Below are 494 nucleotides of genomic sequence, written 5' to 3'. Positions count from 1 at the left end.
ATTTTAGATACAAGAAGATATATTGATTATGGAAATAACCTTCCTGTAAATATTATTAAAAACTATTTATTATGTAAATAAGGAGAAATTAATGAAAAAATCAGTAGCCTTGGTAAATGATAGCAGAAAAGATTTAATAGATTTTTTGGAAAATAACTTAAAGTTAGTTTTTGGAGATTATATAAAAATCAACAGATACTTTATAGATGAAATAAATGATGAGGATATTATAAATGATGATGTAATATTGGTAATGTCAGTAGAAAGATTAGACAAAATTATAAATAATATATTAGACAAGAAAAAAGTTATTGTAATAAGAAGAACTTTTAAAGAAGATAAAGTATATGATTTATTATCCTTACCACAAGGTACAAATGCTTTAATTGTAAATGATTCTGATGAAACTACTTTAGAGACTATAAGCTTATTTTATAAGATTGGAGTAACTAATATCAGACCAGTTCCATATATGAATGAAAATAATTATAAAG

General features: G+C 22.3%; 1 pseudogene. It reads left to right on the top strand.

The annotated features are described in order from the left end of the window. Positions 1–91 precede the first annotated feature (91 nt). Positions 92–494: pseudogene (locus KGF50_RS21830) on the top strand (AAA family ATPase); the annotation flags it as partial.

The sequence above is a fragment of the Clostridioides sp. ZZV15-6598 genome, assembly GCF_020657705.1.
In the GTDB taxonomy this organism is placed as follows: domain Bacteria; phylum Bacillota; class Clostridia; order Peptostreptococcales; family Peptostreptococcaceae; genus Clostridioides; species Clostridioides difficile_F.
The sequence above is the reverse complement of the archived record's forward strand: the minus strand, read 5'-3'. Positions and strand labels throughout refer to the sequence as shown.